The following is a 24,360-nucleotide window of genomic DNA, read 5'->3' as shown; positions in this document are numbered from 1 at the left end:
GATCATGAACGACGACAACGTCTTCCGTCGACCCGTGACGACCACCGAACGCATGTACTTCCCCATGCGCACCCTCGCCCCGCCCTTCCTCATGCAGCTCGTCGTGCCGGGTGAGGGCACGATCGACCCGCAGCGCTTGCGCCAGGCAGTTGCTGCGGCGGCGGACGTGACACCGGGCGCGCGCCTGCTCAGGCAGGGCGATATCTGGGTGGACAGCGGCATCGCCCCCGCCGTCCGGGTGGTCGATGACCACGAATTCGGTTATCCCGCACTGGAATCCGATCCGGTACTGACCAGCGACATCGGGCCGACACCGGATACCACCGTCGAGGTCCTGCTGCTCACCGCGACCACACCGACCCTGGTATTCCGCGTGTTCCACGGCGTGATGGACGGTATGGGCATGGTGCTGTGGGCGACCAATGTGCTGCGCGCGCTGCGTGGCGCCGATCCTGTTCCGCAACCGGACCCGGTGGCCGATCAGCAACTGGTCGACCGGGTCGGTGCCCCGGGCAAGCCGACCCCGATGATTCCGCGCTACCGCAGCGCCGTGGGGCGCGGCAGGCAGCGGCGCGGCACCGCCCGGCATCTGCTGCGGCACCGGCGCGTGCAGGCCGCCGGACCCGGTGCGCTGGCTCGTGTCTGCGCCCTGCTGGCGGCGGAGACTCCGGGAACTTCGCGGATCATGATGCCCGTCGACCTGCGCCGTCACGATCCGGCACTGCGCTCGACCGCCAATCTCGCGCTGCCACTGTTCCTCGACATCGCACCGGGCCAGGACTGGACGCAGGTCAAAGAGGAAATCAAAGCCGGGCTCGCACAGCGGCGGGAATTGAATCAGCTGGCCAACACTCGCATCACCCTGGTCCCGGACCCGGTCAATCGGGGTGTGCTGCGGACGACGAACTGGCTCGGCGCGCGGCTGGGCCGCAACCTGGCCTCGGCCACCGTCTCCCACATGGGCCGATTCACCTCCGACGAGCTCGCGGTCCCCGGTTTCCGGCCCACCGGCCTGTTCGTGCTCCCCCAGCACAGCGCCGCCATGCCGTTGCTGTTCGGCCTCACCGAATTCGACGGCCACACCGAGCTCACCGTGTCGGCCCGCAACGGTGCCGGGATCGAAGCACGGCTCGAAGCCCTGCTCGACCGGATCGTCGCGATGCTGGAAGCCGAACTACCCGTGGTGGATTCGGCGCGGTGACCACACTCGCCCGGTTCGTCACGGCCCGGCCGCGCACCGTCCTCGCCGTGGTCGTGGTGTTCATCGGGATGTGCGCCGCATACGGTGCGACGGTGACCGAACGCCTCAGTGCGGGCGGGTTCATCGACGGCGGCAGCGAATCCGCCCTGGTGGACCGCTTCGTCACCGAACAGCTCGGCCCGCAGAGCCCCGATGTGGTCGCGCTCTACACCGCACCCGAGGGACGCACGATCGACGAGATCGGCCCGCAGGTGCGCACCGCCGTCGACCGCATCGACCCGGCGCTGCTTGCCCGGCCCGTGGAGAGTTACTGGTCGGCGGTGGTGCCGCGCAAAAACTTCCTGGTCTCCGAGGACCGCAGGCACGCCGTGGCCGTGGTGTACACCGCCGGTGACGACACCGCCCGCATCGCCGCGTATCCCGCTGTCGCCGAGGCGCTGCGAGTGCCCGGTGTCGAAACCAGGCTGTCGGGCTACAGCGCCCTCAATGCCGAGATCATCGACCGGTCCCAGCGTGATCTCGTTGTGGCCGAGTCGGTTTCGCTGCCGTTGACACTGCTGGTTCTCGTCCTGGTGTTCGGGGGCATCGCGGCGGGCGCGTTGCCGGTGGTGGTCGGCATGCTCGCCGTCGGTGGTGCGCTCGGCGCCATCCGGTTGCTGACCGAGGTCACCGAGGTCACCACCTTCGCGGTCAATATCGCGTCCCTGCTGGGGCTCGGCATGGCCATCGACTACGGGCTTTTCCTGGTGAACCGGTTCCGGGAGGAATACGGTGCGGGCGCGGATATCGGCGCCGCGGTCGACCGGACCATGGCAAGTGCCGGGCGCACGGTCGCCGTGTCGGCGGCGCTGCTGATCTGCGCGTTCGCGGGCACCTTCGTCTTCCCGCAGGCCGTGCTCCGCTCACTCGGTATCGGCGCGGTGGCGGCCGTCGCATTGGCGGCGGGCCTGTCGCTCACGGTGCTGCCGGCATTGCTCGTGCTTTTCGGCGCCCGCATCGGGCGCGCGAAACCGACCACACGCACCGAGCACTTCTGGGGTCGGGTGGTCGACGCGGTGCTGCGCAGGCCGGGAACGGTAACGGTCGCCGTCGGCGCGGTCCTGCTCGTCCTCGCCACACCGCTGGCCGGTATCCGGCTCGGCGAGATCGACCACCGCGCTTTGCCCGCCGACAGCCCGATGCGTCACACGGTCGAGGAGCTGACCGCACAATTCCCCGCGGCGGCGAGCGGGGCGACGGTGCTGCTGCGCGGTCCGGACGGCCCACCGCAATCGGCGACCGTGTCGGGCGCGCTCGACGCGATCGGCGACGTCGCGGGTGTCGACGATGTCGTCCAGGTGGGACGCGACGACGACTTCGTCGTTCTGCACGTCTTCCTCACCCACGCCGACCGCAGTGAGGAGGCCACCGCCGCCGTCCGCGCCATCCGCGGGTTGCAAGCACCGGGCGCCACCACGGTCGCGGTGGGCGGTGACACCGCGGCCACCCTGGACAGTGTGGACGCGACGCTGGATCGGCTGCCGCTGATGATCGCCGTGATGGTGCTGGTCACGATGGTGCTGCTCACCGTGGCGTTCCGCTCGGTGATCCTGCCGCTCAAAGCCGTGGCCATGGCGTTTCTCAGCTTGGCCGCCACCTTCGGGGTGCTCACCTGGATCTTCGTCGGCGGTCACGGTGCGAGCCTGCTCGGCATCAGTCACGGGCCGCTCCCGGCGGGCATGACGGTGCTCATCATCGCGGTGGTCTTCGGGTTGTCCACCGATTACGAGGTGTTCCTGCTGTCACGAATGGCCGAGGCGCACCGCGCGGGCGCGGACACGGCGACGGCGGTGCGCGTCGGGACCGTGCGGACGGCCCGGGTCATCACCGCCGCCGCCGTGTTGCTCGTTCTGGTCACCGGCGCGTTCGCGCTGTCACCGCTCACGCCGATGCGCCTGCTGGGCATCGGCATGATCATCGCCCTGATCCTCGATGCCACCCTGGTACGCATGCTGCTGGTTCCCGCCCTGGTCCAGCTCATGGGACCGGCGAACTGGTGGTTACCGCGACTATCGTGGAGACGTGGGCATCATGGGTGAAATGTTTCCTGGCAAGAAGCTGCAGCACGAGGGCAGCGGTGACAGCGACGGCCAGGCCCGCGAACCCCACCTCGATCTCGACCTCGATGCCGGTGTCGTCCGTCTGACCGCACCCGAGGCCGAGCCGACCGAGGACTAGCGCGGCGAACCGGCCAGCGCGGTCCCCGCACCGAGGCGTTCGAGCAGCGGATGCGGGTCGCGCGACAACTCGGCGGACACCACTTCCGACCAGTCGTACCGACCGTTCTCGCACACCAACTCGACCAGCGACAACGACGAGACCGTGTCGTCGAGGGTGAAGTCGGCGAACCCGTCGGCGGAGAGCGCGTTCTCGATCTCGCCGACCGGAACCGGTGTCTTGGTGTAGGCCAGCGCCAGGTACGGGAGCAACGGCTCACCGAACTCGGGAACGCGCTCCCGGATCCAGACGTCGGTCAACGCGCGGGTGAGGTCCTCACGGACACGCAGCAACTCCTCGGGCAACGCGATGGGTAATCGCACCCCGTCGGCGGCGACCACGGGCGGGCCCAAGGTGATGGGGAACGGCGCGTGGTCGGCGAGCAGGCCGCGCGAACCCTCGACCAAACGGGCCAGATCGACGCCCTTCACCCCGTCGACGAAGCCCACACCCTGCACTTCCACCCGCAGACGCGGCGCGTCGACTTGTTCGAGACCGGGCACCCGCGCCACAGTAGGGGCGAAGATCTCCACGAGCTTGTCGGCGACGGGCTGCGTCGGCATCACCTGCCAGTCGTAGAAGGAACGGCCCGGGGTCCACCCCGGCCGCCACCACCAGCGACTCGCCGTCGTCGTCGCGCTCATGTCCATGTCTCGCACCTCCGCCTGCGATGCCGGGCTACCTCTGAGTTGAGAACTACCCTGCCCGCGTCACGGACCAACCGGACGAGACCGATCCGTTGCCTGTTCGATTCCGGATTACACTCATAACGTTCGGAGCGCTCGAGGATGTGCTCGAGATGCCCAGAACTAGCTGTATGAGGCCATGACGTTGGTGACACCGAAGTGAAGTCGGGTCGCTGGCGGCCGGTTCCCGGCTGCAGTGTGGGGTCGGTGGTAGTTGCAGTGGACGTTCCATACGGCGAGGGCCTCTGATCGTTGAGTCTCGCTGGTCCAGTCGCGGGCGTAGAGAAACTCTTCGGCGAGGATCCGGTTGTTCCGCTCGACCTTGCCGTTGTGTCGCGGGGTGTAGGGCCGGATGAACTGGTGACGGGCGAATACGACCGAGCGGTAGACCGGCTGTTGTGATGCCTTTCTCGTGCGGGTGGCGCGCTTCTTACCACGGCCGATGGTCTCGGCGTGTTCGCTACCGCGTCCGTGCGTACGCCAGCCGCCGCCGTCGGGGATCCGGCCGACCTTCTTGACGTCGACGTGCACCATGTGTCCGGGGTGTCGGGCGACGATTGTGGCGATGGACTTGCGGTTGTCGGCGCCGCTGGGATCGATGAACTTGCGTCGGTTCAGGCGGAGGTGACCGGCGCAGGCGCGGGAGACGCCCGTTTCGGGGGCGATTGGGCGAGTGCGGCTGCATTCGACGAGTCGGCGTCGGCCTTCTGGAGACAACAGAGCTTGGGGCTGTTCTCGGCGTCCTCGCTCGACTCCGCCGAGCGAGGACGCGACCCTTCAGAGAACCCAGTCGAGGACTGTTCGGCGGTTGCGGTACGCGTCATCCATGAGTTCGAGAAGGCGTTCCTGAGCGACCTGGGTGCGGATGCCGCTGGCGATGTCGGTGATCTGAACGCTGTTCTGCGCGATTTCGGTCGGCCCGATGGCTGCGATGAGGTGGTCTCGCGTCTTGCGAGCGTTTCGAACGCGCGCTGCCAATGACCCGTTGTGGTCGACTCGGCCGCGGAGTCCCCTCTGTCGGGCCTTGTCGGCGAGTGTGCGCGCTGCTCCGTCCTGGTCGGGGCTGACGGGCAGGACTGTGATGTGGATCGGAGAGAGCCAGAACGGGAGGCGTCCTGCATAGCGTTCGAGCAATGCTGCTGTGACCCGCTCCATCGATCCAACCGTCCCCCGATGGATCATGACGGGGCGGTGTTCGCGGCCATCTGCGCCGACATAGGTGAGACCGAATCGTTGGGGCTGATTGAAGTCGAGTTGCACGGTGGCAATGGTTTCCTCGCGGTCGCGTCCGTCCTTGACTTGCAGATCGAATTTGGGGCCGTAGAACGCGGCCTCACCCGGGGCTTCGACCAATTTCAGTCCGTGCTCGTCGAGGACGGACTGCCCTGCGGCGCGCAGGTTCTCCTGGGCGTGCTCCCACTGGGCGTCGGTACCGAGCCATGTCGAGGAGTTGTCTCTCGTTGACAGTCGGACGTAATCGACGGGAAGCCCCAAGATCTCTTGAGCACGCAGTGCTGCCCGCAGCCCGAGTTCGGCTTCGTGCAGGACCTGGTCCGGTCTGCAGAAGACGTGAGTGTCGTCGAGGTTGATCTGCCGGACGCGACTCAACCCGGAGACAACACCGGAACGTTCGGCTCGGAACATGGCGGCGAGTTCGTTGAAGCGAAGCGGCAGTTCACGATAGGAGCGTTGAGTCGATGCGTAGATCAACGCGTGATGGGGGCAGTTCGCCGGCCGCAGCATCAGCTCGTCGTCGCCCATCTGCATGGCGGGAAACATGTCTCGGCTGAACTTGCTCAGATGACCGGAACGCTCGTACAGCGCCCGCTTCCCGAGTACCGGCGAGAACACGCCGAGGCAGCCATCCCCCGCGGCGAGCTCTTTGGCGAGCTTCTGCAATTCCTCTCGAATAACGGACCCGGCGGGGAGCCACAGTGGAAGACCGGAACCGGCAAGCGGATCGGTAGCGAATATGTCCATGTCGAAATTGAGATCTCGGTGGTCGACGACCATAGGTGTCTGCTCCTTGGCTTGTACCGGAACAGAAGGGGAAAGAACGAAGCCCCGGAAACTGTTCCGGGGCTCGAGATGTCTGTGGCGAGATCAGCCCATCACAAAGGCGCCGGAAGTATCCGGCGTCGTCGTGGAAATGTTGGGTCCCTGCACAGTTCGGCAGTTTACACGATGGGCGCATAGTTGCGCGTTCGGTGCGTCATCAAGCCAAGTCCGCCGACGCCCGAACACAACGTCATGACCCGCAACAACTAGGCACTAGGCGCCATGGACATTCAGAGATCGGCACCGCGTCATCGTCGTACAGGCGACCTCGAGGTCGAGAAGATCCCTTATCTCGCGGGATGCGGGAACGCCGACTACCTCACAACACACTCAGACCTCTACACGCTAGTGCTCGGGAGCCTCCTTGCCCGTCGCGTGGTCGAACCGCTCCCACTCCCTCGCCCACGCGGCGCGGCGGCGCTGATCCAGCAACTGCCGCGCGCCCCACGCGATCACCAGCGCACCGCCCACTGTCGCGCTCAGCGTCACCACGCCGGCACTGATCCCGGACCACACCGCAGTGCCGGATCCGGCCGGCGCCGACACCGGCTGCCCGTCACCGGAAAGCCAGACCACCAGGCTGTCACCGGCCGAAGTGGACGCAGCCGTGTCGACAACGGCGGTGCCATCGCGGCCTGCCTCGGACCACTCGACACGTGCGGTGTACCGCTCGACGGCGTAGCCACGTGGTCCGATCGTCACCGAGCGCGCCGGGGTCTCCCGCACCGTCGCGGTGACCGATGTCAAGCGTGCTCTCTCGTCCCGAAGCCGTTCTCCCGCAGCAGAATAGGACGCTGTTCCGACCGCACCGGCCAAGGGTATCGCCACCAGCACCACCGCCACGACCAAGCCCCACAGCGCGGACTCCCATCGATCCGACGGCCGCATCAGCGGATTTCGGCTCCACGGTCGCCGGCTCCACCAAGACACCATAGACGGACCCCACCCCGGCACCGCCATCACCTGCTTCGCCCGTGACCGCGCGTGGTGAGCAACAGGTCACCTGTTTTCGCGTTCATGATGTCCGCTCCTCCTGGTTCGACATCTCACCTGTCCATCGTCGGAAGACTCCACCGGATCGAAGTAGGGCCGTTGGTCCGCCGAGACCGGACCGTTGGTCTTCAGGCACTTCCTGAAGGGACCGAGACGGTCCAACGCCCTTCCACGAAGGGACGAAGTGCCGTATCCGCGGACTTTCCCCGCGCCAAAAATTAGAACCAGGAAATCCCACCGAGAAGGAGTCGTCATGAGTTGGACAGTCACCGCGGTGCTCATCGCCGCGATCTTCGCAGCCATGGTCATCGTCACCACCTACCTCTCCACCAAGAAGTCGTGATCTCGCGACGAGCGCGGCAGGCTTCACGGATCGAATCGAGACAGCGATGAACCCCACCCGATCGTGGACGAATTCCGCCCGCCGCATTTTCCGTGATCGCAGCGAGGCCGGAAAGGCCATGGCGGAACTACTCGCGTCCTACCGTGGTCGCGGCGATGTGATCGTGCTCGGGCTCCCGCGCGGGGGAATCCCCGTGGCCTGGGAGGTGGCGGCCGCGCTGAATGCCCCGTTGGACGCACTCGTGGTACGCAAGCTGGGAGTCCCCGGCAGTCCGGAGTTCGCGTTCGGAGCGCTCTCGGCGGGTGGACGCGTCGTTCTCGCCGACGACGTCGTCCGCGCGCTGCGCCTGACGTCCGAACAGATCCGTGCCGTGACCGCAGCGGAGGCGGCCGAGCTCGTGCGACGGGAATCCGCGTACCGCGGCGACCGTGGTCCGCTCGACCTCACCGGAAGAACGGTCATCGTCGTCGACGACGGGCTGGCCACCGGCTCGAGTATGTTCGCCGCGATAGACGCCATCCGGGCCCAGGAACCCGACCGCATCGTCGTCGCGGTCCCCGCCGCGCCGGAGTCGACCTGCCGGGAACTCGGCGCGATGGTCGATGACGTGGTGTGCGCGACGATCCCGTCGCCGTTCCGTGCCGTCGGCGAGTCCTATTGGGACTTCGACCAGGTCACCGACGAGCAGGTACAGACCCTGCTGGCCACCCCGACCGCCGGCACCGCCACCTCGGTGGCCGACCCGGCGGCGACGATCCGGGCAGCCGCGATTCCCGCACCCGGGGGGATACCGCCCGAAGATCATCTGGACGATCTCATCGGCACGGCGAGCATCGTCCTGATCGGCGAAAGCACGCACGGGACGCACGAGTTCTATGCCGCCAGAGCCGAGATGACGAAATGGCTGATCGAGCACAGGGGCTTCGACGCCGTCGCGATCGAAGGAGATTGGCCGGATGCCGCCCGTGTCCATCGCTACGTGAACGGGCGCGGCAGTGACACCTCGGCCGAGGAATCGCTGCGTGGGTTCCAGCGGTTCCCTGCCTGGATGTGGCGGAACACGGTGGTGCGCGACTTCGTCGGCTGGTTGCGCGAGCACAACGACGAACAGGTGCGCAACGACGAACCCACCACCGGCTTCTATGGCCTCGATCTGTACAGCCTGCATCGATCGATGGACGAGGTCGTGCGATATCTCGAACGGACCGACCACGCTGCCGCACAACGCGCCAAAGCCCGATACAGCTGTTTCGACCATGCCGGCTCCGACAACGGCCAGGCGTACGGATACGGTGCGGCCTTCGGTGCGGGGAGGACGTGCGAGGACCAGGTCGTCGCCCAACTGGTGGAATTGCAGCGCAGATCGCTCGCGGAGTTCGGCGCAGGAACGGATTCGGCCGAGGCACTCTTCGACGCCCTACGCAACGCCTGGTCCGTCCGGGATGCCGAGCTGTACTACCGCACGATGTTCGGTGATCACACCGCCTCGTGGAACCTCCGTGACGAACACATGGCGGACACGCTCGACGCGCTACGCGCGCATCTGCGTGACAGCCGAGGCCGGTCGGACAACGGTCGTGTTCCCAAAATTGTTGTCTGGGCACATAATTCGCATGTCGGAGATGCTCGCGCCACCGAGTTCGGCACGGAGGGCCAGGTGACGATCGGACAGCTGACGCGGCAACGGCACGGGGCGCATTGCCGGACGATCGGCTGGAGCACCTACGACGGCTCGGTCACCGCGGCGCAGAACTGGGGTGGCGCGGCGATGCACGAGAGGGTTCGCCCCGCGCTGCCGTCGAGCCTGGAAACACTGTTGCACGACACCGGCGCCGGTGCGTTCATGGTCCGAACGGACACCGATGACGCCGCCGCCCGCGAGCTCGATCAGCCACGCCTGCAGCGAGCGATCGGTGTGGTGTACCGCCCCGGCACGGAACGACAGAGCCACTATTTCCACACCCGCGCGGCCGCGCAGTTCGATGCGATCATCCACATCGATCGGACGAGCGCGCTCCAGCCACTCGAGCCCACCAGCCGGTGGAGCGCCGCGAGAACTCCGGAGACCTACCCCACGGGGTTGTGAGCCGACAACTGATATTCGCCGATGAGAGGAATGGGAATTCGATGACCACCGCACAGATGATCATGCATCCAGACGTCGCCAGTCTCAGTGTGCGCGACACCATGGATGTCGCCGCCCAGCGCATGCACCAACTCGATGTGGGCGCCCTGCCGATCTGCGACGGGGAAGGCCGTCCGGTCGGCATCGTGACCGATCGCGACATCGTCGTCAAATGTCTCGCGCCCGGCCATGATCCGCGCACCACCACGGCCGGCGAAATGGCCCAGGGGACCGCCGATCTACTCACCGTAGGCTCGGACGCCGGCATGACCGAGGTCCTTGCCCTTATGAAGCGGCATCAGATCCGGCGGCTGCCGGTGGTCGAGGACGGCAAGCTCGTCGGGATCATCAGCGAGGCCGATATCGCGCGCGGCCTGCCCGAATCGACAGTCGGTGAGTTCGTGGGATCGGTGTGTGCCCAACATCTGCCGATGACGACGACCGACCTGTAGCTGCCACGCCGACGCGATCGACGACGAATTCCGCCACCCCAGCACGGAAGGGCATGCGATGTGAGCCGCACCGCCATGCTCATGCGTAGCGGCGACACCTTGCACGCAGGTGCCGACTTGGGGGTCTACGATTCATCGCCAGTGCAGGGAAGCCCGCTCAGCCCAGAGGTGCGCAGAGCGGTGGGTGCGGTGTACCGGACCGAAGCACGATGGACCGTCTGAATTCGGTACACCGCCGGGCGTCGGACTCGCTTTCGTCGCTGATCAGAGCGCGACGCCGCCGCCTGTCTCTACACCCTCCGCCGGGCGCGGCGAGTCCACCGACGGAGAGCACGTGCGGCGGTTCCGGCGCATCCGCATGATGCTCCCGACACCGCGCCCGTACTCCGACGTGGGATATCACGATTCCCCTATGTCCCCGTCGATCCAACCGGCCGGGACGAACGGTGCGCGGAGGTCCACGTGAACTGCAGCTTTCGACCCTCCCTCGGCGGGGGACGCCGGATCCGCCGATCGCTGTTTCGACCGCGCGGATGACGAGCTGTGAGCTCGAAAGCTCCGCACGCTCCCACCCGCTGACGTCCGTTCGTGCTCGCCGTCGGGTGGTTCATATCGCCGGCCCCGGATCCGGACCGACGGGCTCGCGCGGCCCCTGGTCGAGCCGGAACGGCGGATATTCGTCCCGCATCAATCCCGCGTGCGCGACGATCCGGTACAGCCACCGGTTGATACCGAGTACGGAATCGAAAGGCCTGCGTGGATACTTCGCGGTGAACAGCACATCACGGCCGCGATGACCACCAGCACCCACCTCGAAGTCAGCGGGACAGTCGGTGCAACGCAGCGTGAACGGTGGATACCGATCGGTGCCCAACGCCGCGCACGAATAGAACTGAACCCGCCACGACCATCGGACCACACCGACGTTGAAGTCGAAGAGCGACCTCGGATACCGGCCCGTGCAGAGAATCGCGAGAATGGCTCGTCCAGGTCCCCCGCAAGCGCACCGGATAGGGATGGGGAGCTTCCATCATGGCCTCCTCGGATCTGACGCGATGCGGTGACGACGCATCCGGCACCGTTGAAGCGCGACCGCACCGCGACCCGTGCACGGGCGCGTGCACACCACCGATCCTCGCCTCCCAGACGCCGGTTGTCAGGGAACATGATCCACGGCCGCGCAGCCGAATTGCCCTTCTTCGGCCGCCGTCGCCGTCGCGCGTGCCTGGCCCGGTAACCCGTTGGGGGCCGTCTTCGATCAGCCGCTGTGCCGCCTGCGCGGACGACAAGCCGGGATCGACCTGGTGCCCGTCGCCGGCGCGAGGCTCCACAGCGTCGACATCGCCGGTGCTGAGCCAGAACCCCTGGCTATCGTCTGTTCGCGTAGCGCGCACCGACGGCGAGCGCGGCCAGCGCCACCATCCCGACTACGGCGATCAACCGATTCGCATCGACCGTCGGCTGCCACCGCACCCGGCCATCTCGGATGACGAAGGCACCGACCGGCTTCGCCCCGACCCCGAAGCCGGCACCGGAGCCCTTCTCGCCGTCCGGGCCCGACCCGCCGCCGCCACCGGCACCCCCGGAGATCGCGGCTACGCCGATCACCGTCGTTCCGTCACGTTCCACCGGCGCGGCATACACACGCTCGACCGACATCGCTTCTTTCACGGTTACGACCACGTCATCGAATTTCATCGGGGACTCCTCACATCCGGTCTCTGCATCTCGAATTCGGCGTACACGCCGTACGTCCCACTGGCCCGACGTTCGCACGTCGGTGTCGAACAGCGCCTTCCGATTCGACCACCCGTCAGCGGCGAAGGACAGGGACCGCCGACCCTGCCGCGGGTGCCCTTCGTCGTCTCGTGTCAGGCGTCGGCGGATCCCCGACGCGCGCCGGGGCGCGCGATGGTCAACGGGCACGACAAGACGAACGCCGGACAGGTCGGGTGATGGCCTTCGGCCAACCGTGGACACATCCGGGTTCGGCAGGCAGGCAGTGGCGAAACGTGCCTGCGGACCTGCGGGACCGGGTGCGCCACGACCTCACACCCGCTACGTACACCGCACGACCGCGAAGCGTAACCCCGCAACTACGGCCACCAGTAGAGCAGCACAGCCCACGTTCCCCCGGCTGTCGCCGAGGGCTCGTCAGGTCGGGTCAGCGCGCGCTGTAGGTCAGGCAACGCGCGGTGTGCTCTCCTTCGCCGGGGCCGACGTGGGTATCGCTGGCGGCGCATTCGAGGTGACGGTTGTGAAGGCAGTCGGCGCGCTGGCAGGCCCCGACCATGCTGGTCACTGTGTCCAGCCCGCCCTTGATCGACAACGGGATGAACGTTCCACAGTCGGCGCTGCCGTTGTGGTCGGCGACGTTGATCGCGTAGGCGTGACAGCCATCGTGGTTGTACGAGCAGTCGCTGACTGTGCACTTGAACACAAGGCCAGCCAGGCTGCGCTCGGCGGCCGCAGGGGCAGTCCGATCATCGTCGTCGATGGCCACGGTTTCAACGGCCCCGTCCTGACCGAACAACCCAGCCCGGACCGCGGACGAGATCTGCTCGATGCGGTCGTCACCGCCGCGACCACCCCCGGATTCACCGCCCTGCACCGGCCCTGTCAAGGCCCGCCGACAATCGATGCCGCCACCGAGAAGAACCGCTGAGGGGCGTACCACCCTACGTCGCACCCTTCGGCAAATCACCTGGTCCGGATGCGCGCCCACATCGAGGCCGTCCGCCCCGATACCTGGCGCCCCGGACACCCGACCCGGCAAGCAGGCCGACCCTGGTGGCGCCTGCGCAGGAGTTGACCGACCACCGCACTGCGCCGGCGCGGAACATGCTCGAAGTGATCCGGTCCCGCACCCCGGTGAGTATCGAGCTCGCCACGCCGATTGCCTGCGGCGCCGAAGAATGGGGCCAGCTCACGAAACGCTCCGCACGGGGCTCTGCCACACAGCGGCGCCGTGCTGCCGGGTCGCTACCGGCCGGGAACCGGCGCAGCCCCTGGTCGGTCGGTGAAAACCTCGGCCCGTATCTACGCTCGGCGAGCATTCTTCGGTAGCGGCCGGGCGGGGAGAGCCAAGCGTGTGGCAGCGGCACAGCTCAGTCGGGCAAGGGCACCGACCAACACAGTGTGGTACCACCACCGGGTGCTGAACTGGCGGTGAAGGTGCCGCCGTGGCGTTGAGCTCGGGCGGCGAGGTTCGCCAGGCCGCTTCGCCTGGTCTGTTCGGCTGGGATGCCGTCGCCGTCGTCGGTGACTTCGATGCCCACCTCGTCGCCGACACGCAACTCGATCGCCAGGGTGCGGGCATTGGCATGGCGCACCACATTGCTGACAGCCTCACGAAGGACAGCCTCCACATCGTCGGTCAGGGGTGGAGCGAGAACACTGATGGGACCGGCGAGCCGGACGGTGGTGTGCAGATCGGTGTCGTCGGTCATGTCGAGGATCATCGCGTGGAGGTGTTTACGGTAGTGCGCTGAGTCGGCGACCGTATTGGCTTGCAGGTCGAAGATGGACTGGCGGATGGTTTGAACGATGGCCTGGATGTCGTCGATGGTCGCCGAGAGCCGGGAGCGCACTTCGGGACCACGCACGCGTTGCAGCGTGCCCTGCAAGGAGAGCCCGACGGCGAAGAGTTGTTGAATGACCTGGTCGTGGAGATCACGAGCGATCCGATCGCGATCGGACAACACGTCCAGTTCGCGCATGCGTCGCTGTGTCGCGGCCAGTTGGAGAGCGACTGCGGCTTGGTCGGCGAAGTTGACCAGCATCTGTCCGACCAGTTCATCCGGTGGATTCCGGTCTTGTCGGTGTAGAACGATCAGTACGCCTATGGCTGCTCCGCTCGCGCGCAAAGGGATGATCCTGCCGGGCCCGAATGCGTCGACGGACGGGCTGTCGTGGCGTCCGGGCGGAGAGGTCGGCGCGTCGATGTCGAGTTGTTCGCCGGTGCGAAGGGCGCGGCCGATGGCGGACTTCTTCGCCGAGATCCTGCGTCCCGCGAGTTTGTCCGCGCCGGTTCCGGAGGCTGCGACGATGCGCAGTTCGCTGACTTCCTCGGGCGGGACGTCGGGGTCTTCCGGCAGGGCGGTGAAGACGCAGAGCGCGTCGGTGAGTTCGCGGGTTTGCTCCGTGACCAAGGTGAGAAGTTCTGCATGGCTGGTGCCTCCCAAGACGGCCGAGGCGATGTCGGCGGTGGTTTCCAACCATTGCTGGCGGACTTGGGACTGTTCGAACAGGCGTGCGTTCTCGATAGCGATGCCGGCGGCGGCCGCGAGGGCTTGGACAACGACTTCGTCGTCTTCGGTGAACTCCACGCCGCCCGCTTTTTCGGTGAGGTAGAGGTTGCCGAACACTTCTTCGCGGGCCTGGACCGGGACGCCGAGGAAGCTGCGCATCGGTGGGTGGTGCGCGGGGAAACCGACCGAGGACGGATGCTGGGACAGGTCGGTCAACCGGATCGGTTTCGGTTGTTCGAGGAGTAGCCCGAGAACCCCGGCACCGCGTGGAAGGTCGCCGATCATGACCCTGGTCGAGTCATCGATGCCTTCGTAGATGAAGGCCGACAAGCCGTCGCCGTTCGGATCGCGAACCCCGAGCGCGCCGTACTGGGCGTCGACCAGTTCGATGGCGGTGTGCACGATCGAACGGAGCGTGGCATCCAGGTCCAAACCCGCGGTGACGGCGAGCATCGCCTCGATCAGCCGGTCGAGGCGATCGTGGACATCGATGATCTGGGCGATGCGCTCCTGGACCTGGTCGAGCAGCTCCCGCAGGCGCAATTGCGACAGCGTCTCGGTGACCGGCGTTGCTGAATCGGTCCATGGCCTGTGGCTCTGCTGGTTCATGAGCTGCTCCTGAGTGGCTGGTCGGCGGTCGATACGAGGCCGTGCCAGCTTGCGTTGTCGTGCGATGGGGTAACGAGGTTCCGGCGTCTGCTCATGCTGGATGAGAGCTGCTGGTTCAACTGTCCGGCGCCTGGAATTCGGTGTCGAAGACCTCCGACAGTGCGCGCCGAGGTGTCCACTCCAGTGGGGTGGCGGCGCGTGGCATGCGGCCCAGGCGCATCATCACGTGCGGGTAGGCACAGTCGTGCAGCACGGTGGTGCGGATATGGTCGCGAAGCTCGGTGATCCCGAGCGGTTCCGATTGCAGGCTGGTCGCCAATCCGCGCCGGGTCGCTTCGAGCAGCATCGCGCTCGTCGCCTCACCCGCTCTCAGTTGGGGAAGGAAGCCGTCGTGTGCGGTGCAGACCACCGCCCAGTGGGCTTTGTCGGCTTGGTCGGTGTATTCGGACAGTTCGGCTGCGGCGAAGGAACGCACGGGCATCTCGTGCTGGTGGCGCGATGGTGGGATGTTGCGGGCGGGCACGCCCTCCGGAGCGTTGATGCAGCCGCTCCACTCCTCTAGTTCTTGCAGGTAGTCCGGGTCCTGGGCGTGCCTGCGTGCCGCTCGGCGCATCGGCTCGGCCAATCGGGGCAGCAGCGTCGGGGGTACGTGTCGCGCGGCGGCGCCGTGCCGGGTGGCCAGCGCCGATATCGCGCGTAGGTCTCCGGCCGAGACGGTTTCCGGGTAGCGGCGTCGGTCCGAGCGCCGCGTCAGCGCGGCTGCGGCCAACTCGATGACATGATCGTCGGCGGGTTGCCTGTGGAAGGTCATCGACGCGAGGTGCCCGGGCTGGCACGGGTCGGGAAAGCGGAGAATCTCGGTCTGCCAGCCCATGGTCGCAAACGCCACCTGCAGGTGATGCAGCGCCGTACCACAGCTCACCATCAACGCTCGCCCGCAGGGATCGGTCGCGGTGACCTGCCTGGCGAAGTCGGCGAAGAACTCCAGTGACTCTTCCGACAGTCTCCATCGCCACGGCTGGGTGTTGTGCACCGAGGGCGCGCGGGTCGCGATTTCCAGGGCATCGCGGCAAGTAGCGGCTTCCGGGACCACCGACATCGTCGGCCCCTTCCCACGCCGGCGGCGCATCGAGGATCACCTGGCTGGTTCCCGGTCTCCGAATTAATAAACTGAAACGTCAATATGTCCAACCAGTGCGAGGGGAGTTCTATCGACACGAGGCCCTCGACGATGGGACCGAAGCCGAAACTTGCTGTCGCCCGGAGCGGCTTTGCGGTCCCGGCAGCGGCGTTCGACGAAGTGCCCCTTGCACGGTTGCTCGGGTCACCACGAGGCGAACAGAGGCAACTCACTGATCGGGCTGCTGGAACTTCGCTGCGAAGTGGTGCGCCTGATCACACAGGTGAGACTATTGCGTGGCGGGACAGTAAATTTGGCCAGCGGGTGCCGGCCAGTCGGCCACGTAGGGAAGGCACTTCTAGCGATCGACAGTTGGGAGGCCAGGAGGTGCACGCCGTGCTCGAACCGCCGATGCACCGGTCATCCGTGCCTGCTCGTCCCTCTCGCACGGACTCTTCGAACACTGCCCGACGTGTCCCCGGGCGACAATCGCTCACGGCGTTATCGGTTCGTTACCATCGAACCGTAGTGAGACTCATCGTTCGACTGCGACGGGCCGGTTGGCCGACCGCGCTGCTGCTTGCGGCGCTGCTCGTCGTCCCTTCCGTCGACTGCTCACTGGTCCGCGACCACACACACACCGACGGCCCTCACACTGCGGTCGCACTGCACTCGATTCTCGACACTCACGACGTTCTGAGCGGTATCACCACCGCCGCACATTGTGACGTGGATGCCGTCCATTGCATGGTCAAAGCCATCCCGCTGGGCATTGTTTCACTGACCATCTCACTGCTATTGCTCGCGGCGCTCACCGCTGTGTTCGCCGCAACGCCGACGCCGCCGTTGAGCGGAGTCGGTATTCGCGGGCCACCTCGACGGCCACGGCCGCCCTACGGTCGCATCATTCTGTCTCTGCACTGCATCGCCCGACGCTGACCGGTCAGCGCCAGGCCGACTCGACATGTCGGCCGGGGACCGCTGTCCGTCGTCGTAACGCGCCGCTCACCGCGAGCGCGATTGCAGGAAGAGAAAACACCGTGAACAAGGTCATGCTCACCAAGAAGCTCGACCACTACCCCCGTCTGCTCGGCGCCCCTGACGCCACCCGCGCTCCACGCGGCCTGGTCGGCAACACTCCGGTGTTGTGGATCGGGGAACCACTGGCGAAGGAGGGACGTGGCTTTTGGGCCAAACTCGAAGGCTTCAACCCGGGTGGGATGAAAGACCGCCCCGCACTGCATATGGTTCGGCGTGCCCGCGAGCGAGCCGATCTGCGACCCGGTGCTCGCATTGTCGAGTCGACAAGCGGCACCCTCGGTCTGGGGCTCGCCTTGGCAGGCATGGTCTACCAGCACCCGGTGACCGTCGTGACCGACCCTGGGCTGGAACCGATCGTGGCCAAAATGCTGGCAGCATACGGGGCGAAGGTCGAACTGGTCGCCGAAGCGCACCCGAGCGGTGGCTGGCAGCAAGCTCGTCGTGAGCGAGTTGCTCACCTCCTCGCGGAAGACCCAGATGCCTGGTGCCCCGACCAATACAGCAATCCTGACAACGTCGATGGCTACGAATCTCTCGCGTTGGAGCTGATCGAACAGCTCGGCACCGTCGACGTATTGGTCTGCGCGGTAGGAACGGGCGGACACTCGGCAGGTGTCTCGCGAGTATTGCGCCGATTCAATCCGGCGATGAAGCTTGTCGGAGTCGATACGGTCGCCTCGACGATCTTCGGCCAGCCGGCCGGGCCGCGGTTGATGCGCGGGCTCGGTTCGAGCATCTTTCCCGCCAATGTCGACTATGGCGCTTTCGACGAGGTCCACTGGGTTGCCCCCGGCGAAGCGGTGTGGGCCGCGAGGACGCTGGCGTCGACCCACCACGCGACAGGCGGATGGAGTGTCGGCGCCGTTGCTTTGGTCGCGGGATGGCTCGCACGCACCAACGATCCGGACACCAACATCGCGGCCGTGTTTCCCGACGGCCCACTGCGCTACTTCGACACGATATACAACGACACCTATTGCGCTGAACATGGACTCTTGGACGCATCGGCGCCGCTCGAACCCGAAACGATCGCGCATCCGGGCGACCGCGTCGTACAGCGCTGGACCAAGTGCTCGACGGTGTGTTCCCCACTTTCGTGGCCGGCTGGGGAGTTCGCCTCATGAGCGTCTTCGCCAAGTTCGCCTGCTTCGACCGGCCCGCGCAGCTGCTGATGATCAACCAGTTCGGCATCAATCTCGGCTTCTACATGCTGATGCCATACCTGGCCGGGTACCTCGCGGGCCCGCTCGGCTTGGCCGCGTGGGCAGTCGGTTTGGTACTGGGTGTTCGCAACTTCTCTCAGCAAGGGATGTTCCTGATCGGCGGAACGCTGGCCGACCGCCTCGGATACAAACCCCTGATAGTCGCGGGCTGCCTGCTTCGTACCGGTGGCTTCGCCCTGCTGATCGTGGCGAACTCCCTGCCGACGGTACTCGTTGCCTCCGCAGCAACCGGGTTCGCCGGAGCTCTGTTCAACCCTGCTGTGCGCGCGTACCTCGCCGCCGACGCCGGTGAGCGCCGTGTCGAGGCCTTCGCCCTGTTCAACATGTTCTACCAAGCAGGAATCCTCGCGGGCCCGTTGGTGGGGTTGGCGCTGATGGCCGTCGATTTCCGAATCACCGCGGCTGTTGCCGCGGCAGTGTTCGCGGCGCTGACCGTCGCACAGCTGTTCGCGCTGCCCGCACGTGGTGGCGAGACCTCGTCGGTGAAAACGTCGGTGCTCGAGGATTGGCGCACCGTGGTGTCGAACCGGCGATTCCTCGCGTTCTCCGTCGCGATGATCGGCTCCTACGTGCTGTCCTTTCAGGTCTATCTCGCACTTCCTCTGCAAGCCGAGTTCATCGCGGGCGCACAGGCGCAGATCCTGGTCTCGGCTTTGTTCGTAGTCTCCGGTGTGGTCGCGGTCGCGGGCCAACTACGAATCACCGCGTGGCTTCGGGCGAGATGGGGCGCGGGCCGAAGTCTCGTCGTCGGCATGGCAGTCCTCGCCGCGTCATTCGTCCCGCTGATCGTGGTGCCGACTCCCGGCCGGCTGGGTACGATCGCTGCCATCGCGGTGCTTTTGACCACGACGGCAATGCTCGCGGTCGGTACCGCCGCGGTCTTCCCCTTCGAGATGGACACCGTCGTGTCCTTGTCCGGCGACAGGCTCGTCGCTACGCACTACGGCCTATACAACACCATCGTCGGAATCGGCATCCTCGTCGGCAATCTCGCCACGGGAGCCCTTGTCGGGGCCGCCCGCAACGCGGGAGTCGATTGGGCGGTCTGGGCGGGACTGACCAGTATCGGCGCTCTCGCAGCACTCGCGCTGGCGCGCCTCGACCGGACAGATGCCGCCTCCGTTGAGCCCTCGCATCGGGTTGTCAGCGGTTCAACTGCGGCCCAGCGTTGAGCCCAGCTGCTACGAAGCCCAGGAACACCACTACTACCGGAGTCGAACGCCGAGGACCTCCACTTGCGCCCACCGCACGAACCGAGGCCATGGCCGACTGGGACGCCGTCGCGCACCGCGACTCGAAAGACCTGGCGACCTCGGTGACCTGGACCGCAGCACCCAGTGGCGGCGTCGGCCCTGTTCGATTCCAGAAGTTCGTGTCGGTCTTGGTACTGGCGTCGGCGTCGCCAGTACGACGATGTCCAGACCCGCCGTGTGCTGCGTGGGGAATCGAGGAGCAGCGCGGCGGTCAGGCGCCTGATCTCCGGTGGAGTGCGCGCGATCATGCCCTGCTCGGGTTGTCTGGTTCCCCTTTACTGCAACAGTTTTCGCTCCTATGAGCCAAACGATCTCGGAGTGGCAGACCGCCGCGTCCGCACATCCGGCGCGTACTCGATCGGCTCGGGCTCGCGTCTGCACCGGGGCGGCAGAGACCCGCGCATCCGGTCATCGATTTCCCATTACACTCATCGCATGTCTGTTCGACGGCGGATCACGCTCCTCGCGTTCGCCCTGCTGCTCCCCCTCTCCGCCACCGCCTGCACCGTCACCGGGCCGGGAACCACCTCCGAATGCACCGTCAGCGGTTGCACCGTGACCTTCGACCGAGGCGTGAACGCCAAGGCGTCGGTACTCGGCATCGACGCCGAACTCGTCGCCGTGAACGGCAATATCGTCACCCTGCGCATCGGCGGTCAGGAAGTGACCGTGCCCGCCGGGGAATCCCAGCCCGCGCAAGGGATGGACGTGCGCGTCAGCGAGGTCACCGACGAGAAGGTCGTCGTCGTGCTCTCCACCGGCCTGAACCAGAACTGACGCACCGGGAACCGTTGTGCGCCATGCTCACCCGAGCACGTTGGGTTGATCGAGGATCCAGCGCCATGTCCCGTCCGGCTGCCTGCGGGCCACTTCGACGGTAGCCCCCGTACCGCCGGGCAGTCGGGAGGACGTGAGCGCGAGGTCGCCCGCGCGTAATGCCGGTGCCTGCGGGCCCGGCTGGAACACCGGACGGTCGGCGACGAGCCGGGCGTAGGCGGCCCTGATCTCCTCGATCCCGGTGGCGACAACACCGTCGGGCAACGCGAGCACCGCGTCGCTCTCGTACAGCTCGACCAAGCCGTCCACGTCGCCGGCGTTCAACCGTTCGACCACCAGTCTGCTCAGATCCTCCGGGCGCCTCGCCCGTTCCCTGGCACCCTCGATACTGTCGGTCATCGTCACCCTCCTCGACTCGGGTTGTGCGCCAACGGTAGCGCCGGGGTACGACACAAACCCTGCCCCGGCCCCACCCCGGAAACCACGAAACCCCCGAAAACCCAAGGGCCTTCGGAGGTTTCGTAGACAAATATGGTGTGTCAGCCGATCACAGCGGCGGGAACCCCGACGATCCGGTCGCCATCCAGTTCCAGAACTCCGCAGCGCGGTTCGTCACCAAAGCGATGACGTCGAGGACAGTGCTTCCCATTGTCTTCCTTCATCCGAACGAACACTCTTGCGTCCTCACCATAGCAACCGGCTTCGAGTGCACAACGTTGTGATAACGGACAGATGACAACGCACTTCCCTGAACAACGTCGAGGCGAACCGCATCCGGCCACGCAACCGTCGCGGCCGGATGCCTTGCGGCACAGTCGGGCTCAGCGCGGGGCCATGCGGATGGCGCCGTCGAGGCGGATGGTTTCGCCGTTGAGCATCGGGTTCTCCACGATATGGCGGGCCAGTGCGGCGAACTCGGTCGGTCGGCCGAGGCGGGAGGGGTGTGGCACCTGGGCGCCGAGGGACTGCAGGGCCTCCTCGGGCAGCGTCTCGAACAGCGGCGTGCGGAACAGGCCGGGCGCGATGGTGACGACGCGGATCTTGAAGCTCGCCAGGTCGCGTGCGACCGGCAGGGTCAGGCCGACGATGCCGCCCTTGGACGCCGAGTAGGCGGCCTGGCCGATCTGGCCGTCGTAGGCGGCGACCGAGGCGGTGTTGATGATGACGCCGCGCTCCTCGCCGACGGGTTCGGTGGCCGACATACGTTCAGCGGCCAGCCGGATCACATTGAAGGTGCCGACGAGGTTCACGTTGATCACCTTGGTGAAGTCGGCGAGCGGGAAGGCGCCCTTCTTGCCGACCGTCTTGATCGCGTTGCCGATTCCGGCGCAGTTCACGGCGATGCGCAGCGGGGCCAGCGATTCGGCGACATCGAGTGCCGCGACCACCGCCGATTCATCGGTCACATCCGCGGCCGCGAATGCCGCGCCCTCGCCGAGTTCCTTGGCGATGGCCGCGCCGTTGGACGAGGGCAGGTCGACGATGACGACCTTGGCGCCCTTGGCGTGCAGTTCCTGCACGGTCGCCAAGCCGAGGCCCGACGCGCCGCCCGTGACGATCGCGGACGAGTTGACGAAATCCATACTTTTCTCCTGTTTCGGTGACGGCCCACCGATATTGACACACTTCGCCAAAACTGTTTGGCTTTCGCCGTGACTCAGCCAGCTGCCCGCCGTCCCGGCCGCCCCTCCGTGCTGGACACCGCGGCCGTGTCCGCCGGTGCGCTGCGGTTGTGGACCGAGCGCGGGTTCGCCACCACCGGCTGGAACGAACTCGCCGAGGCCACGGGCGTGAGCACGCGAACCCTGTTGCGGCACTTCTCGTCCCGATCCGACATCGCCTGGATCGGCGTCGCACCGGCGACGGAGCGGCTGCGTGCGACCCTCGCCGGGGCCGCCGCCGAGGAGGCGCCCGCGGTGGTGGTCAGGACCGCGATCGTCGAATCGGTGTCGCGCGATCCACGGATCCAGGAGCTGGCGCCGGATTGGCTGCGGCTGATCTCGTCGGAGCCGGAACTGGCCGCGACCGCACCACGGATCTATCGACCGTGGATCGATACGCTCTCGGCCTACCTGGCCGATCGACTGCCCAACTCCCCCGCCGCCATCTGCCGGGCCATGGCGACCGCCTACCAGTCCGCCACCTTCGCCGCGCTGATCGAATGGGCGGAGTCAGGGGCGCACGGTGACTGCGCGGATTCGGTGGATCGGATGCTGCGCTGGATGGACCCGCACTTGCCGCGGAGCTGACCTGCTCGCGGGAGAACCGTGCGGGACCGGCGCCGACGTGCCGGTCGATCAGGATTCGCGGGCGGCGATCGCGGCCTGGATGCGGCGCAGTGTGCGCAGACCCTTCTTCGCGGCAACGCTCACCATGCCGTCGAACACCGTCGAGCCGCGGTCGGTGGCCATCAGCCGTTCCAGTGTCGGCACCGCGCGGTCGTCGCCGGTCGAGCCGAGGGCGACGGCCGCCCAGTAGCGCTGGTCGGGGTCCTCGCTCGCGGCCGCTTCGATCAGTCGCGGAATGATTTCCGGGGCGAATTCGGACAGTGCGCTGGCGATGTAGCCGATGCGGTAGTAGCGGCGGTTCTCCAATTCGTCCCAGAGGGCAGCCAGCGCCGCGTCGCCACCGATCATGCCGAGGGCTTCGGCGGCACGCTCGCGCATTCCGCTGTTCGAGTCCCTCAGCAGGGGCACAAGGGCCGGAACCACCGACTCGTCGCCGAGCACACCCAGCGCGATGATCGCCTGGTCGCGGGCGATGTCCTGCGGGTGGTCGAGCATCGCGACCAGTCCCGGGACCGCGTCGTGGAAACCGAGGGCGGCACATCCCATCGCGGCCCACGCCTGACAGTTGTAGCGGGTGTCGGCAAGGGAGGCGAGCAGTGGCTCGCGCAGAGTGTCGTCGCCGAAGAGTCCAGCCCGGTTCAGCGCCCGGCTGTACAGCGACCGGTGGTAGTCGGGATAGTCCCGCACGAGCGCACGCAGAGTTTCCGCCGCCGATGCGTCACCCTTCTCGGTTCGCAGCAGCAGCTGCCGCAGGTTCTCCTCGCGAGTATCGAGGTCACCGTCTTTGAGGAGTCGCGCGTCGGCTGGGTTCACCGCCCAACGGTACCCGGTGGCAAGCCCCTCCTGAGACCACCGGACCGCCACGCGTAACCCGCGAACCCCTCGCTCGTCAGCCCGTCTTTCACGGTTGGTCGAGAGGACCCCAATCCAGGGCGTCGACCGTTTCGCGATCACCTTCGAGCCAGGCCCACAGGATCTCGACGAGTTGTGCCTCGTCCCGGATGACAGTGCGCCTGACCTCAGGGGGTGCGTCCGACAATTCGAGGTCGTAGTCGTCGGCGCCGTTGCGGTAGGCCTGGGATGAACCCTGGTCGATCCTTGCGCGATACGACCATGAAGGTGTTGCCGAACTGCAGAGGGATACAGCCCACCCAGTACTGGAGGTGCTCGCGAGTGAGCGTCGTCAAGTCCCAGCCGCCGACGCGCACCTCGAGGTCTCGATGCACCACCGGCACCGGGTCGGGGAACTGGTCGGCCCATGGGCCGTCGATGCGTGGATCAGAAATCATCTTCGTGCTCCCACCCGAAACGCACTCGCGCATGCGGCACCAGCTGCGTCGCCCGCGCCGTGAGCCGCCGCTCGAAGTCTGCCTGCCACCGGAAGAACCCGGCGAAGATCACCTTGTGGTCGCCGGAATCGGCGCACACGGCAAGGTCGTCCCCCTCGCCCCGCATACTCACGAACACTTCGTCGTCCAACCGCTCCGCCCGCACGACCTCGGTCAACAACGCGGTCATCCCCACCTGCTCCCGATCGTCGCGCAACCCGGATATCTCCACGAAGACACCGACATTCACAGACACGCCACGGACTCCAACCACATCCGGTGACAGCCGCCGCGCGGATGGCCGTGCCCCTTCGCACGTGACCTGGGTCGATATCGACTTGTGCTGCGGCCCAGCGT

Annotated in this window: 24 protein-coding genes; 11 read left to right on the top strand and 13 right to left on the bottom strand. The window is 66.7% G+C overall.

The features are described from left to right. Positions 1–4: 4 nt before the first annotated feature. The 3 genes from NI2_RS11240 to NI2_RS34435 are packed head-to-tail and all read left to right on the top strand — an operon-like array spanning position 5 to position 3,418. Positions 5–1,201: a peptide synthetase gene (locus NI2_RS11240; RefSeq protein ID WP_067489321.1), complete on the top strand. Its 1,197-nt coding sequence runs from the start codon at positions 5–7 to the stop codon at positions 1,199–1,201. Next, positions 1,198–3,279 carry an MMPL family transporter gene (locus tag NI2_RS11235; protein WP_067489318.1) on the top strand — a complete coding sequence of 694 codons (2,082 nt, stop codon included), beginning with the start codon at positions 1,198–1,200 and terminating at the stop codon, positions 3,277–3,279. The genes NI2_RS11240 and NI2_RS11235 overlap by 4 nt, the downstream gene beginning before the upstream one ends. Then, entirely contained in the window at positions 3,272–3,418 is a 147-nt protein-coding gene (locus tag NI2_RS34435; protein ID WP_166655799.1) for a hypothetical protein, read from the top strand. The genes NI2_RS11235 and NI2_RS34435 overlap by 8 nt, the downstream gene beginning before the upstream one ends. Here NI2_RS34435 and NI2_RS11230 read toward each other — a convergent pair. The 4 genes from NI2_RS11230 to NI2_RS11215 all read right to left on the bottom strand — a co-directional run bounded on the left by NI2_RS11230 (position 3,415) and on the right by NI2_RS11215 (position 7,134). Then, positions 3,415–4,107, bottom strand: coding sequence for a 2'-5' RNA ligase family protein (locus NI2_RS11230; RefSeq protein ID WP_067489315.1), 693 nt, complete (start codon positions 4,105–4,107; stop codon positions 3,415–3,417). The genes NI2_RS34435 and NI2_RS11230 overlap by 4 nt on opposite strands. 159 nt (positions 4,108–4,266) lie before the next feature. Further along, positions 4,267–4,863: an integrase core domain-containing protein gene (locus NI2_RS11225; protein ID WP_084476359.1), complete on the bottom strand. Its 597-nt coding sequence runs from the start codon at positions 4,861–4,863 to the stop codon at positions 4,267–4,269. 57 nt (positions 4,864–4,920) lie between these two features. Next, positions 4,921–6,156 carry a threonine--tRNA ligase gene (gene thrS / locus NI2_RS11220; RefSeq protein ID WP_067489311.1) on the bottom strand — a complete coding sequence of 412 codons (1,236 nt, stop codon included), beginning with the start codon at positions 6,154–6,156 and terminating at the stop codon, positions 4,921–4,923. 390 nt (positions 6,157–6,546) lie between these two features. Next, positions 6,547–7,134: an Rv1733c family protein gene (locus NI2_RS11215; RefSeq protein ID WP_443093639.1), complete on the bottom strand. Its 588-nt coding sequence runs from the start codon at positions 7,132–7,134 to the stop codon at positions 6,547–6,549. Between the two features lie 449 nt (positions 7,135–7,583). Between NI2_RS11215 and NI2_RS11210 the strand changes: the two genes are divergently transcribed. Further along, positions 7,584–9,623, top strand: a complete 2,040-nt coding sequence (locus tag NI2_RS11210) for an erythromycin esterase family protein (protein ID WP_067489307.1) — start codon at positions 7,584–7,586, stop codon at positions 9,621–9,623. A 41-nt stretch (positions 9,624–9,664) separates the two neighbouring features. Then, a complete protein-coding gene (locus NI2_RS11205; protein ID WP_067489304.1) occupies positions 9,665–10,114 on the top strand; it encodes a CBS domain-containing protein in 450 nt (149 codons plus the stop codon). A gap of 1,368 nt (positions 10,115–11,482) precedes the next feature. Here the strand turns inward: NI2_RS11205 and NI2_RS11195 are convergent. Both NI2_RS11195 and NI2_RS11190 read right to left on the bottom strand, forming a co-directional pair. Next, positions 11,483–11,812 (bottom strand): spore germination protein GerW family protein, encoded by a 330-nt coding sequence (locus tag NI2_RS11195; RefSeq protein ID WP_067489298.1) that lies wholly within the window; start codon positions 11,810–11,812, stop codon positions 11,483–11,485. A 466-nt stretch (positions 11,813–12,278) separates the two neighbouring features. Then, positions 12,279–12,617 carry a DUF1540 domain-containing protein gene (locus NI2_RS11190; protein ID WP_503826288.1) on the bottom strand — a complete coding sequence of 113 codons (339 nt, stop codon included), beginning with the start codon at positions 12,615–12,617 and terminating at the stop codon, positions 12,279–12,281. Between NI2_RS11190 and NI2_RS35720 the strand changes: the two genes are divergently transcribed. After that, on the top strand, positions 12,504–12,779 hold the full coding sequence (locus NI2_RS35720) for a mycothiol-dependent nitroreductase Rv2466c family protein (protein WP_503826287.1): 276 nt from the start codon (positions 12,504–12,506) through the stop codon (positions 12,777–12,779). The two genes, NI2_RS11190 and NI2_RS35720, sit on opposite strands and share 114 nt — an antisense overlap. A gap of 442 nt (positions 12,780–13,221) precedes the next feature. Here NI2_RS35720 and NI2_RS11185 read toward each other — a convergent pair whose 3' ends face one another. Together NI2_RS11185 and NI2_RS11180 are read right to left on the bottom strand one after the other, a co-directional pair. Beyond that, positions 13,222–14,973, bottom strand: a complete 1,752-nt coding sequence (locus NI2_RS11185) for a GAF domain-containing sensor histidine kinase (RefSeq protein ID WP_067489292.1) — start codon at positions 14,971–14,973, stop codon at positions 13,222–13,224. A 115-nt stretch (positions 14,974–15,088) separates the two neighbouring features. Beyond that, positions 15,089–16,072: an Acg family FMN-binding oxidoreductase gene (locus NI2_RS11180; RefSeq protein ID WP_067489290.1), complete on the bottom strand. Its 984-nt coding sequence runs from the start codon at positions 16,070–16,072 to the stop codon at positions 15,089–15,091. 549 nt (positions 16,073–16,621) lie between these two features. On the opposite strand from NI2_RS11180, the gene lpqS reads away from it, so the two are divergent. From lpqS to NI2_RS11160, 4 genes are all read left to right on the top strand, one after another. Then, entirely contained in the window at positions 16,622–17,032 is a 411-nt protein-coding gene (gene lpqS, locus NI2_RS34425; RefSeq protein ID WP_067489287.1) for a putative copper homeostasis (lipo)protein LpqS, read from the top strand. A 113-nt stretch (positions 17,033–17,145) separates the two neighbouring features. Continuing rightward, on the top strand, positions 17,146–18,258 hold the full coding sequence (locus NI2_RS11170; protein ID WP_084476390.1) for a PLP-dependent cysteine synthase family protein: 1,113 nt from the start codon (positions 17,146–17,148) through the stop codon (positions 18,256–18,258). Beyond that, positions 18,255–19,529, top strand: coding sequence for an MFS transporter (locus NI2_RS11165; protein ID WP_067490262.1), 1,275 nt, complete (start codon positions 18,255–18,257; stop codon positions 19,527–19,529). The genes NI2_RS11170 and NI2_RS11165 overlap by 4 nt, the downstream gene beginning before the upstream one ends. 516 nt (positions 19,530–20,045) lie before the next feature. Then, positions 20,046–20,387, top strand: a complete 342-nt coding sequence (locus NI2_RS11160; RefSeq protein ID WP_067489284.1) for a hypothetical protein — start codon at positions 20,046–20,048, stop codon at positions 20,385–20,387. 27 nt (positions 20,388–20,414) lie between these two features. On the opposite strand, the gene NI2_RS11155 is transcribed toward NI2_RS11160, so the two are convergent. Together NI2_RS11155 and NI2_RS11150 are read right to left on the bottom strand one after the other, a co-directional pair. Then, entirely contained in the window at positions 20,415–20,786 is a 372-nt protein-coding gene (locus NI2_RS11155; protein ID WP_067489281.1) for a YybH family protein, read from the bottom strand. A 422-nt stretch (positions 20,787–21,208) separates the two neighbouring features. Continuing rightward, positions 21,209–21,970 (bottom strand): 3-hydroxyacyl-CoA dehydrogenase, encoded by a 762-nt coding sequence (locus tag NI2_RS11150; protein ID WP_067489278.1) that lies wholly within the window; start codon positions 21,968–21,970, stop codon positions 21,209–21,211. A 69-nt stretch (positions 21,971–22,039) separates the two neighbouring features. On the opposite strand from NI2_RS11150, the gene NI2_RS11145 reads away from it, so the two are divergent. Beyond that, a complete protein-coding gene (locus NI2_RS11145; RefSeq protein WP_067490259.1) occupies positions 22,040–22,636 on the top strand; it encodes a TetR/AcrR family transcriptional regulator in 597 nt (198 codons plus the stop codon). A gap of 48 nt (positions 22,637–22,684) precedes the next feature. Here NI2_RS11145 and NI2_RS34420 read toward each other — a convergent pair whose 3' ends face one another. From NI2_RS34420 to NI2_RS11135, 3 genes are all read right to left on the bottom strand, one after another. After that, a complete protein-coding gene (locus NI2_RS34420; protein ID WP_067489275.1) occupies positions 22,685–23,488 on the bottom strand; it encodes a HEAT repeat domain-containing protein in 804 nt (267 codons plus the stop codon). Positions 23,489–23,694: 206 nt separating this feature from the next. Beyond that, complete coding sequence (locus tag NI2_RS34415) at positions 23,695–23,964, bottom strand: hypothetical protein (protein WP_166655800.1); 270 nt, start codon at positions 23,962–23,964, stop codon at positions 23,695–23,697. Then, the gene (locus NI2_RS11135) at positions 23,954–24,259 is read right to left on the bottom strand and encodes a hypothetical protein (protein ID WP_067489272.1); all 306 of its coding nucleotides are present in this window, start codon (positions 24,257–24,259) and stop codon (positions 23,954–23,956) included. Before NI2_RS11135 ends, NI2_RS34415 begins: the two co-directional genes overlap by 11 nt. Positions 24,260–24,360: the final 101 nt, after the last annotated feature.

This window comes from Nocardia ignorata NBRC 108230 (assembly GCF_001612905.1).
GTDB lineage: Bacteria > Actinomycetota > Actinomycetes > Mycobacteriales > Mycobacteriaceae > Nocardia > Nocardia ignorata.
This window is presented reverse-complemented; position numbering and strand designations above follow the sequence as displayed.